Origin of the sequence: Pseudorhodoplanes sp., assembly GCF_050250235.1 — a bacterium.
Classification (GTDB): Bacteria; Pseudomonadota; Alphaproteobacteria; order Rhizobiales; family Xanthobacteraceae; genus Pseudorhodoplanes.
In genome coordinates this window covers 94071-105182 of sequence record NZ_JBFWPA010000010.1, presented here as the reverse complement: position 1 = coordinate 105182, position 11112 = coordinate 94071, and the positions used below count along the sequence as shown (strand labels likewise).

General features: G+C 64.6%; 13 protein-coding genes. 3 read left to right on the top strand and 10 right to left on the bottom strand.

Annotated elements, in window-relative coordinates:
• Positions 1-420 (bottom strand): aminotransferase class IV (locus AB7F49_RS07335; protein WP_428521177.1); only part of this gene is annotated, 420 nt, incomplete at its 3' end.
• A gap of 228 nt (positions 421-648) precedes the next feature.
• Here AB7F49_RS07335 and AB7F49_RS07330 point away from each other — a divergent pair.
• The 3 genes from AB7F49_RS07330 to AB7F49_RS07320 all read left to right on the top strand — a co-directional run bounded on the left by AB7F49_RS07330 (position 649) and on the right by AB7F49_RS07320 (position 3431).
• Positions 649-1188 (top strand): MarR family winged helix-turn-helix transcriptional regulator, encoded by a 540-nt coding sequence (locus AB7F49_RS07330; RefSeq protein ID WP_428521176.1) that lies wholly within the window; start codon positions 649-651, stop codon positions 1186-1188.
• A 19-nt stretch (positions 1189-1207) separates the two neighbouring features.
• On the top strand, positions 1208-1915 hold the full coding sequence (locus tag AB7F49_RS07325; protein WP_428521175.1) for a response regulator: 708 nt from the start codon (positions 1208-1210) through the stop codon (positions 1913-1915).
• 130 nt (positions 1916-2045) lie between these two features.
• Positions 2046-3431 carry an ATP-binding protein gene (locus tag AB7F49_RS07320; RefSeq protein WP_428521174.1) on the top strand — a complete coding sequence of 462 codons (1386 nt, stop codon included), beginning with the start codon at positions 2046-2048 and terminating at the stop codon, positions 3429-3431.
• 154 nt (positions 3432-3585) lie between these two features.
• Here the strand turns inward: AB7F49_RS07320 and AB7F49_RS07315 are convergent, their stop codons facing one another.
• From AB7F49_RS07315 to lgt, 9 genes are all read right to left on the bottom strand, one after another.
• Positions 3586-3789 (bottom strand): hypothetical protein, encoded by a 204-nt coding sequence (locus AB7F49_RS07315; protein WP_428521173.1) that lies wholly within the window; start codon positions 3787-3789, stop codon positions 3586-3588.
• A 309-nt stretch (positions 3790-4098) separates the two neighbouring features.
• Positions 4099-4764 (bottom strand): TetR/AcrR family transcriptional regulator, encoded by a 666-nt coding sequence (locus tag AB7F49_RS07310; protein WP_428521172.1) that lies wholly within the window; start codon positions 4762-4764, stop codon positions 4099-4101.
• Between the two features lie 62 nt (positions 4765-4826).
• Positions 4827-5660, bottom strand: coding sequence for a pyrroline-5-carboxylate reductase (gene proC, locus AB7F49_RS07305; protein ID WP_428521171.1), 834 nt, complete (start codon positions 5658-5660; stop codon positions 4827-4829).
• Between the two features lie 141 nt (positions 5661-5801).
• Positions 5802-6308 (bottom strand): YbjN domain-containing protein, encoded by a 507-nt coding sequence (locus AB7F49_RS07300; RefSeq protein WP_428521170.1) that lies wholly within the window; start codon positions 6306-6308, stop codon positions 5802-5804.
• 309 nt (positions 6309-6617) lie between these two features.
• Positions 6618-7568 carry a ribose-phosphate pyrophosphokinase gene (locus AB7F49_RS07295; RefSeq protein ID WP_428521169.1) on the bottom strand — a complete coding sequence of 317 codons (951 nt, stop codon included), beginning with the start codon at positions 7566-7568 and terminating at the stop codon, positions 6618-6620.
• Positions 7569-7696: 128 nt separating this feature from the next.
• The gene (locus AB7F49_RS07290; protein ID WP_428521168.1) at positions 7697-8260 is read right to left on the bottom strand and encodes a hypothetical protein; all 564 of its coding nucleotides are present in this window, start codon (positions 8258-8260) and stop codon (positions 7697-7699) included.
• A gap of 66 nt (positions 8261-8326) precedes the next feature.
• Positions 8327-9130, bottom strand: coding sequence for a peptidoglycan editing factor PgeF (gene pgeF, locus AB7F49_RS07285; RefSeq protein ID WP_428521167.1), 804 nt, complete (start codon positions 9128-9130; stop codon positions 8327-8329).
• Positions 9127-10230: a class I SAM-dependent methyltransferase gene (locus tag AB7F49_RS07280; RefSeq protein WP_428521166.1), complete on the bottom strand. Its 1104-nt coding sequence runs from the start codon at positions 10228-10230 to the stop codon at positions 9127-9129. Before AB7F49_RS07280 ends, pgeF begins: the two co-directional genes overlap by 4 nt.
• Positions 10227-11057: a prolipoprotein diacylglyceryl transferase gene (gene lgt / locus AB7F49_RS07275; RefSeq protein WP_428521165.1), complete on the bottom strand. Its 831-nt coding sequence runs from the start codon at positions 11055-11057 to the stop codon at positions 10227-10229. Before lgt ends, AB7F49_RS07280 begins: the two co-directional genes overlap by 4 nt.
• Positions 11058-11112: the final 55 nt, after the last annotated feature.

Below are 11112 nucleotides of genomic sequence, written 5' to 3'. Positions count from 1 at the left end.
GAGCTTGATGCCCATCAGCCGCTGCTCGGGATCGAAATAGCTCGGCCATTGCCAGGCCGCGCTCGCGAGATGAATGGCGTTGCTCTGGGCCGACACGCCAAGCTGCTCGGAGCCGCGCCAGGCGAGCGGACGCACATAGGAATCCGGCATGCCGTTCCTGTCGATCACGAGTTGCTTGGCCGCGTCGATCTCGGCGACCGTGTACGGAATCTCGAAATCCAGAATATTGGCCGACTTCTTCAGCCGCTCCGAATGCTCGGTCGTCTTGAATATCTGGCCGCCGTAAGCGCGCTCGCCCTCGAACACGCAGCTTGCATAATGCAGGCCGTGCGTAAGGACGTGGATCTTCGCCTCGGGGCCGGGGACGAGATTGCCGTCGAACCAGATCATCCCGGGCAATTGATCGAAGGGCACGGACATCGGCTTCCTCCTTGGCGAAGCGCGGCGCGGGGAATCATCGGACCTGCTTGCATCGGGCTTTTTTGCCTGACACGTCCATTCCCATTATTGTCCGACCCATCCGGCGCGCACAGCGCGTTGGAACCGTGCGCGGCCGATCGGGCAGGATATTTCGTAACAGTCGCTCTTTCGGTAACAATCTTCCGTAAATATGTCAATAGTGCTGACCTAATAACATCGATCCCGCTCATGCCCGTGACCTCACTTCGCGACCGCCTCGGCACGCCCGACCCCGACACGGCAAGGTCCGATGGCGAGCCGGTCTGGGACCTGATCGAGCTTCTGTTCTTCGCCTATCGCGATTTCGTGGGCGATGCCGACGACGCGCTTGCCAAATTCGGCTTCGGTCGCGCCCATCACCGTGTCCTGCATTTCGTCACCCGGCATCCGGGCATCAAGGTCGCGGACCTGCTCGATATTCTCAACATCACCAAACAGTCGCTCGGCCGCGTGCTGAAGCAACTCGTGGATCAGGGCTATGTGCTGCAAAAGGAAGGAGAAAGCGACCGGAGGCAGCGCCTTCTTTATGCCACTCCGAAAGGCGAAGCGCTGGCGATGAAACTCGCCGGCCTGCAGACCGAACGGATCGCGCGCGCACTCGCGGATATCGGCCCGGGCGCCCATGAAGAGGCGCGCAGCTTCCTGATCGCGATGATCGACAATCGCGAGCGCGATCATGTTCTGCAACTCATCACGCGCGCCGATCGCCTGCGGCAGGGCAAAACTTGAGGTCGGATCGATGCAGGTCTTGAGCACGGCTCCCCTTGGTCCGGCCGATGACGCTCCGCATCTGCTGATCGTCGACGACGACCGGCGCATCCGCGACCTGCTGTCGCGATTTCTGGCCGCCGAGGGCTATCGCGTCACCACCGCCGACAACGCAGCCGAGGCGCGCGCCAAGCTCAACGGCCTTCATTTCGACCTGCTCATCCTCGACGTGATGATGCCCGGCGAGAGCGGATTCGACCTCGCCAAGTCGCTGCGATCGACCTCCAGCGTTCCGATCCTCATGCTCACCGCCCGCGACGAGAGCGCGATGCGGATCGAGGGGCTGCAGATCGGCGCCGACGACTATGTCGCGAAACCTTTCGAACCGAGAGAACTCTCGCTGCGCATCGGCAACATCCTGAAGCGCGCGCAGCCCGCCGCGCTCGCGCCGGTTGAATCCGTGCGCTTCGGCGAGTTCATGTTTCACATCGCACGCGGCGAATTGAGGCGTGGCGAGGACATCGTCCGTCTCACCGACCGCGAACGCGACATGCTAAGGGTGCTGGCGGCAACGCCGGGAGAGACGGTGCCGCGGCTTTCGCTTGCCGGCAGCGATCCGGCCGCGAACGAACGCGCCGTCGACGTGCAGGTGAACCGGTTGCGCCGCAAGATCGAGCGCGACCCCGCCAATCCGCTATTCGTGCAGACCGTACGCGGTATCGGGTATCGGCTCGTGGTTTCGCCGTAGAGAACGCTGGCATGCAACGCACCGGGCATGTCGCAACCACATCCGCTCGTCCCCGCGAAAGCGGGGACCCAGAGTCAAGAAGACTGGATTCCCGCTTTCGCGGGAATGAGCGGGTACCGGAGAGACTGCCATGACCAGTCTCGATGTCGGCCTGCAGACCATCCGATCCGCCGCCTATCGGGTGAATTTGGCATGGGACCGGCTGGGCAAGACCTTCAAGCGCTTCATGCCAACCGGGCTCTATGCCCGTGCACTGCTCATCATCATCGCGCCGATGGTAATCCTGCAATCGGTCGTCGCCTTCGTGTTCATGGAGCGGCACTGGAATTCGGTGACGCAGAAGCTGTCATCGGCGGTGGTTTCCGACATTGCCGCCCTGATCGACGTCTATCGCGGCTATCCGCAGGACGCGCAGAATGTGCAGATCCGGCGGATCGCGCAGGAGCGGCTCGGGCTGGTCGTGGATTTCCTGCCGGCGACCGAAATGCCGCCGCCCGGACCGAAGCCGTTCTTCTCGCTGCTCGACCAGGCGCTGTCGGTGGAGTTGCGCAAGATCAAGCGCCCGTTCTGGATCGACACCGTCGGGAAATCCGCGCTCGTCGAGATTCGCATCCAGCTCGACAATGCGGTGATGCGCATCCTGGCGCCGCGCAGCGCCGCCTATGCCTCGAATTCCGAAATCTTCCTGTTGTGGATGGTCGGCACCTCGCTGGTCTTGCTCACCGTCGCCATCATCTTCCTGCGCAATCAGATACGGCCGATCCTGCGGCTGGCCGACGCGGCGGAGGCCTTCGGCAAGGGCCGCGACATTCCGAATTTCCGCCCGCGCGGCGCGCGCGAGGTGCGGCGTGCAGCGGTCGCCTTCATCGAGATGAAGCTGCGCGTCGAACGCGCGATCGAGCAGCGCACCACCATGCTCGCGGGCGTCTCGCACGACCTGCGCACCATTCTCACCCGCTTCAAGCTGGAACTGGCGATGCTCGGCAAGGGGCCGGAAATCGACGCCCTGAAGAAGGACGTCGACGAGATGCAGCGCATGCTGGAGGCGTACCTCGCTTTCGCGCGCGGCGACATGGGGGAGCAGGCATCCCCGACCGACATGGCGTCGTTTCTTCAGGAACTCAAGGACGACGCCGTGCGTACCGGCCACAAGGCGAGCGTCGAGTTTAGCGGTCAGCCGATCGTCACGGTCAAGACCGCGGCCTTCAAGCGCTGTCTCGGCAATCTCGTGACCAACGCCGCGCGCTATGCCCATACGATCGCCATCACCGGACATCGCGATCATCGCTGGCTCACCATCACCATCGACGACGACGGTCCGGGGATTCCGGCCGCGCAGCGCGAGGAAGTTTTCAAACCGTTCCTGCGGCTCGACGATGCGCGCAACCAGGACCAGGGCGGCACCGGCTTGGGTCTCGCGATTGCGCGCGACATCGCCCGCTCCCATGGCGGCGACGTCATGCTGGGCGATTCACCGCTCGGCGGACTGCGCGCCACCGTGCGCGTGCCGGTGTAGGCATGGAAAGGCCCCGGCGCGCGGGCGGCCGGGGCTTGCCATTTCGTGTCGCCGTTGCAGCGTTACGGGCAGAACCAGAAGCCGTTGACCACGACGCAGCCGAGCGCCAGCCAGTTCGCCGGACGCGCGCCATACTGGCGCCAGCCGGGAGGGGCTACGTAGTAAGTGCGGCCGGCGACCCAGCCCGCGCGGCCATGCCAATGACCGCCATGATTCCAGCCACCGTGACCGTGATGACGCCCGCCATGGTGACGCCCGCCGTGATGGCCGTTGCGCCCTCCTCCATGATGACCGTGATTTTTGCCATGATGACGATTACCGCCGTGACGACCGCCACCGCCGTGTCCGCCGTGACCATGGCCGCCACCGCGAACCTGAATCAGCTGCGCATCGTCCGGCAATGCCATGGTGTTTGGTCCGACCGGCGCCGCAGCCGCCGGAGCGACCAGCAGCGCCGCTACGAACAGCGCTGGAACAATTTTGGAAAAAACCGACATTTCTGCTCCTTGATTTGCACGCCCACCGCCGGGGATGCGGGATGTACGATTGCTGCAAGTAGCGGGAGGAGGCTTAAGAAAATGTGGCGATCCGAAACTGCGAAGCAGCAACGCGAGACAGGAGGCGCGCAAATGCACGCCGCCCACAGCGCCGAGCATCGCGTCGACCGCTATGCCGCCACGATCTCGTCGTCGGACTTTGAATCCGGATCGCGCCGCCGCCTGGCGCGCCATCGGCCCGCCTGCAGGCGTTCGGGGATCGCCAGCATGGTGTCGAGCATGCCGGACCAGCGTTCGCCCCGCGCAAGCTCGCGATCGAGTGCGGCCATGGTTCGCGCCAGGCCCGGATCGTCGTCATGCGCCCATACCGAGAGCACGCGAACATACATCAGGGTCAGCGCCTGTGCGCGCAGCACGCCCCTCGGACCGGCGGCGGAGATGCCCGCCGCGCTCATCATCCAGGCCATGGAGCGCGCGGCGAGCCCGTTCATCACGAGTGCCAGCGGCGGGTTTCGCAGAGTGGACCGCATCAGCGAACGGATCGCGGCCTTGTGCGCGGCGTGGGCGTCGAGGCGGCGCATGAGGATGTCGAACAGCTTCTCGCGCGGAGGTTCTTCGCCCATGTCGGAAATATCGGCGGCGAGCACCTTGCGGTCGATGTCCTTCATATGCGCGGCGAGGATCGCGACCACAGACGAGAACTCGCCGCGCAGATCGGCAAGTGACACGCCTGCTGCCTTCGCGATGTCGGCCAGATCAATGCGCTCGAGGGGCTGGTTGGCGAGCAGGGTCAGGAGGGCGTCGATGACGGTCTGGCGATTCGCGCCGTTAGGCATGGCGGGGGCTCCCGTTGACACACCTCGAATGTAGGTGCCGGATCGCGGCACTTCCATGGCCTTCAGCCGGCGAGTTCCTTTGACCGCCGCGTTGCGGCCGCAACCGCCTGGCGCATGAGCGGGTCGAGGCCGTCCGCACCCATCAGCACATCGAGAGCGGCCGCTGTCGTCCCGGCCGGGGAGGTCACGTTCTGGCGCAGGATTGCGGGGTCGAGCGGCGAGCGATGCAGCAATTCGCCGGCGCCCGCAACGGTCTCGCGTGCCAGCCGGACGGCCAGATCTTCCGGCAGCCCAGCCGCCACGCCAGCGCGCGCCAGCGTCTCGGCGAGCAGGAACACATAGGCCGGACCGGAACCCGACACTGCGGTCACGGCATCCATCAGCCGTTCGTCGGCGACCCACTCGATGGCCCCCGATGCCGCAAGCAGAGCATGGGCGCGCTGCTTCTGTTCGGCGGTGACGGCGGAATTTGGCACCGCCACGGTGATTCCGCGCCCGATCGCTGCCGGTGTATTGGGCATGGCGCGCACGATGGCCAGGTTCGGCAGCCCGTTCTGCAGGAAGGTGAGCGTCTTGCCTGCCATGATCGAGAGCACCAGGGTGTTCGTCCCGGCCAGGGCGGCGACCTGCGGCAGCAGTTCGGCGGCAACCTGCGGCTTTACCGCAAGGACGATCGTACCGATATTCGAAATCGCGCCGGCGGGAGGATTGAGCGCAACGCCCTTCATCGACAGCGCGACGATCTGCTCCGAGGGCTGCGGCTCGATTACCATGACATTATGCGGATCGAGCCCGAGCGCGAGCCAGCCTTCCAGCATCGCGCCGCCCATCTTGCCCGCGCCGACCAGGGCAAGCAGGCCGATATCGTCGAGCCGGAGTTTGTCGGATTGTGTCATGGCTTTTTCAGTCCGCTCGTCCCCGCGAAGACGGGGACCCAGTGCAATCTTACGCTGGAATCCCGCGGGAGTTTACACTCGGGCTGCGCGAAGCGCAGACCCGGGTGCGGGAATGAGCCGAGCAGAAAAGCGCCGACGCAATCAGGCCTCGCCCGAGGTCTCGAACATCGCGGCATCGAGCGCCTCGCGGGCGGATTTGCCGGCCCACAGCACGAACTGGAAGGCGGGGAAATAGCGCTCGCAGGTATCGATCGCGGTACCGAGCACGGCCTTGCATTGATCGTCCGTCGCCTCGATCCCGCCGGTAAGTACCAGTGCATGCCGGAACATCACGAGCCCGTCCTCGGGCCACAGATCGAAATGTCCGATCCACATCTGCTCGTTCATATGCGCGATCAGTTGCTGAACTTCCATGCGCCGCCGCTCGGCAACCTTCATGTCGAATGCGCAGGCCAGGTGCAGCGCTTCAAGCTCGCCCATCCAGGTGAAGGAAACCTGATAGTCGCTGCAGCGGCCCTTGATCAGAATGTTGACCTCGTCGTCGCCGGCGCGCTCGAAGGTCCAGTCGTTCACAGAAGCGACGCGCTCCACGACATCGAGAGGATTGCCGTGGGTGGTCTGTTCGATGCCGCTCAATGCAATTTTCATTCGCCTGCGAGGCCCTTTGCTTCATCCACGCACGCGCAGCAACGAAGACCCGGCACGGGACGATTTGCCCCGGCACACCATGTTTCCGCCCAGCTCGATTCCGAACCGCGCGATTGACTTCCGATTGCCGAATCACCTGGCACTTCGACTATAGCCGCACCGATTCCGCGCGACCAAGCCCGGAATTGACCGCGAGAGTCTCGTCGTTGATTTTTTGAATCGGGGCAACGCGCGCGGCACGAATGTCCACAATCCGCGATGCGTCAGTTTGACTCAATGCACAGGCAAGATGCGGATCCGCGAGACGGATCAGTCGAAAAGACTCGACACCGATTCCTCGTGGGCGGTGCGGCCGATAGCTTCACCGATCAGCTGCGCGATCGGAAGCACGCGGATATTCGTGGCATCCTTCACGGCCTTGGCCGGCTGGATCGAGTCGGTGATGACCAGTTCCTTCAGCCGCGAGGATGTGACCCGCGCCACGGCGCCGCCCGAGAGAACACCGTGGGTGATATAGGCATAGACCTCGGTCGCGCCCTGCCCGAGCAAGGCGTCCGCGGCATTCACCAGCGTGCCGCCCGAATCCACGATGTCGTCGACCAGAATGCAGGTGTGGCCGGCGACCTCGCCGATCACATTCATCACCTCGGATTCGCCGGCCCGCTCGCGCCGCTTGTCGATGATGGCCAGCGGCGCGTTGATGCGCTTGGCAAGACCGCGCGCACGCACCACACCGCCGACGTCGGGCGACACCACCATCAGGTTGGCGAGATCGAAACGTTCCTTGATGTCGCGCACCATTACCGGCGAGGCGAACAGGTTGTCGGTCGGAATATCGAAGAATCCCTGGATCTGCCCGGCATGCAGGTCGAGCGTCATGACTCGGTCGGCGCCGGCATGCGTGATCAGGTTGGCGACGAGCTTCGCCGAGATCGGGGTGCGGGGACCGGGTTTGCGATCCTGACGAGCATAGCCGAAATAGGGCACCACCGCCGTGATCCGGCGCGCCGAGGAGCGGCGCAGCGCGTCGATGATGATCAAAAGCTCCATCAGGTGATCGTTGGCCGGGAAGGACGTGCTCTGGACCACGAAGACGTCCGCTCCGCGCACGTTCTCCTGGATTTCCACGAAGATTTCCATGTCGGCAAAGCGGCGCACCACCGCCTTGGTCATGGGCAATTTCAGGTAATTGCAGATCTCGGCCGCAAGCGCAGGATTGGAATTGCCGGCGACGAGCTTGATCGCTCCGTTTTTCGCCATCCCTCTCCTCGCTGATCCTTTGAGCGCGGCCTCTGACGCGTGGTGGCCTTGGCGCGCCGGACTGATACAAGCCGTGCTCCGGTTCTGCAAGTTGGCGGAAATTGTTCTCCCAAAGGGATTTCCGAAGGTCAGCGCAAAGCCGCGGCGGACGCCACCCGGCCGTCGGGTGGCAGGGGGGCCAGGTCAGGAGCGGCCGCGGGCGTTGCCGGGGGCGGAACGGACGCCACAGCGGGGGCCGGCCGGTCCGGGCCGCGGAAATAGACCGACAACTGCTCCATTCCGCTCTGCGCGGCGCGCGCCAGCACCGTGTCGTTCACAGCCTGCCAGGCATCACGGCCGGCTTTGCCCGCCGGTTCATCGCCGCCGATCCGAAGCACACGCTCCCCGCTGGAATCGAAGACCTCCCAGACCCACGACAGGGTAGCCTGCCGCTTCTGCGTCCAGATCGAGACATAGCCCTTGATGCGATACGGCGCGAATCCCTCCCGCGTCACCACCGGAACCTGCCGAGCCTCGGCCTCGTCGTTCAGCTTGCGCACATAGCGCTCGAACTTGTCGGGCGGCAGGCCGTCAATCCGGTCGAACGCAACGGTGGTTCGCTGCCCGGCGGGCAATCCGCCGGTCGTGGTGCAGCCGGCCGCCCACAATGCGAGCGCAAGGACGCCAGCGATCCGCGCCGTCAGAGAACTCATGACACCCCCGTCGGCTATCGGGGCTCTTGCGGCCCCGCTCACCCGGTCGAGATTCCGTAGCCGGAATCATCCACTGGGTCCAGCCGACGATGCCGGAACCTCGTCGGTCAGCACGATCGCATTCACATGCCGCCCATAATCCGGCTCCTTGCGATGCACCGAGCGCCGGTAGCTGTAGAAGCGGTCCGGGTCGGCATAGGTGCACAGCCCGATGTCCTCGAAGCGGCCGATGCCACTGCGTTGGAGACGCCACGCGATGAAGCCAGGCAGATCGAACATGGCGTGCCCGTCGCGTGCGGCCGGCGAGAAGAAGCGCGCGTGATCCCGCTCGGCGCGCAAGAACTCGTCGACGAAGTTCTGGCTCACCTCGTAATTCTGCTTCCGGATCAGCGGTCCAAGCGCAACGGTCATGCGGCTTCGGTCGGCGCCAAGTTTCTCCATGGCGGCGATCGTGCCCTCGATCACGCCCGAAAAGGCGCCGCGCCAGCCCGCATGCGCGGCCCCGATCACGCGCGCCGCAGCATCCGCGAACAGCAGCGGGCCACAATCGGCGGTGCTGACCCCGATGGCAAGCCCCGGCGTTCTGGTCACGATCGCGTCGGCCCGCGGACGCGTCGCGACTGTCCAGGGCCGCTCCGCGACGACCACGTTCGGAGAGTGAATCTGAAACGCAGTGATGAGCCGCGCCGGATCGACGTTGAGATCCCGCGCCATGCGGGCACGATTCTCCGCCACATGCGCCGCATCGTCGCCGGAGCCAACCCCGCTATTGAGGCTCGCATAGATGCCTCCGGACACTCCGCCATCGCGGGTAAAGAACGCGTGGCGAATGCCGTCCAGTTCGGACAAGGTCGCAGCGTGAACCTTCATGCCGGCACAAGCCCTGGCAGGGGACCGAGCTTGGGGTCGCAGATAGCGAGAACCTTGAACAGATCACCCATGCCGGTGCGGCCGCTTTCGGTCAGCCGGACCACGGCGGCGGTGATATTGGCGGCCTGTTCGGGAGTCGCGCCCCGCCGCAGCGCCTCGGCCCGCGCCTCGATGCCAAGCTCGCGGAGAAAGTTGCCCTGGGTCACCGGCCCTTGCACCGCGGCGCCGATGGCCTGCGCCGCCTCGCCGAAGATGGAGAAGTCGACATGCGCGGTGATGTCCGCCAACCCGGGCGCCGACAAGGGGTCGGCAAAGGCGTGCTCGTTGACCGACTGAAGCGTCTCCCCCAGATCGCTTTCCGCGTGCCCGTAATCGATGATCAAAGCCGCGCCATCCGTACGTACCCGGCGCGCAATATCGAAAGCGTGGAGATCGTTACGCCACTCGAATATCGCACCATTCGGTGCATCCTTGATCTTCTTCGGCATGAAGCGATCGAATTGGGGGAGCGGATCCGGCGCCAGTCCGAGCGCAAAATCGCCGTTTGCGTTGAGCCCGATCACCCGCTCGTGCCAGCCGTCGCTCTGCTTGACGACCTGATGCACGGGCAGCGCATCCACATACTCGTTGGCGAGAATAATCGCCGGCCCGTCCTCGGGTACATCCATCAGGCTGCGGTGCCAGGACAGGGGCAGGTCCGCGTCGCTCAGACTGCTGCGCTGCAACTGCTCCAGCGTCGGGCTGATCTCGACCAGATGCACCGACAGGGCCGAACGGAATTTCGGCAGCACTTTCGAAGCGCGCAGCGCATCGCGCATCATCGTGCCGCGGCCGGGGCCGAGTTCGATCAGTCTGACCGACGGCGGCTCTTCCAGCATGCGCCACACCGACAACGCCCACAGGCCGAGGAGCTCGCCGAAAATCTGACTGACCTCGGGCGCGGTGGTGAAGTCGCCGCCGGCTCCGAACGGATCGCGGGTGACGTAATAGCCATATTGCGGATGGGTGAGACACAGCGTCATGTAGCGCGCGATCGGCATCGGCCCGCCGACCGCGATCAGCCGCCGGATCTCCTTTTCGAGCGGAGACGGCTCGCTCATGCGGCCTGGCTCCCGAGAACCGGACGCCGCATCGCGTTCCATACGAAACCGGCGCCCGCAAGAAACAGCGGAATCGACAGCAGCATGCCCATGGTCAGACCACCCCAGAGGAAGCCGAGTTGCGGGTCGGGCTCCCGGAAAAATTCGCAGAACGAGCGTCCGAGCGCGTAGAAGATCGCGAACAGGCCGACGACCAGTCCGGGACGCTTCAGGGCGCCCATGCGCACCGCAATGAACAATATGACGAAGAGAGCGAGCCCTTCCAAAGCCGCTTCGTAGAGCTGGCTCGGATGGCGCGGCAAAGGTCCGGCTTCGGGGAACACGAATGCCCAGGGCACATCGGTCGGCCGTCCCCACAATTCGCCGTTGATGAAATTCGCTATGCGGCCAAGAAACAGGCCGATCGGTCCGGCGGCACAGGTCAGATCACCGAGCGAGAGGATCGACAGGTTGCGGCTGCGCGCAAACAGAAATACCGCGGCAACGCACCCCGCAAAGCCGCCGTGAAACGACATGCCGCCACCCCAGACCTGGAAAATCTCCAGCGGATGGGCGGCAAAATGAGCCGGATTGTAGAACAGCACATAACCAAGGCGGCCACCCAGGATGATGCCCAGCGTGATCCAGACGATGAAATCATCGAAGTCGGTGACGGTCAGCGGCGCCCGGCCGCCCCACAACGCATCATTGCGGATGAGCATGCGCGCATAGAGCCATCCGAGCAATATCCCGAAGATATAGGCCAGCGCATACCAGCGGATCGCAAGCGGCCCGATGCTGATCAGAACCGGATCAAAGTTCGGAAAAGGCAGGGCCGATAGCGGCATGATGTTCCCGTCGTCTGACCGGCGCGCTTGCGGGGCCGGGGCCGCTACGCCATAT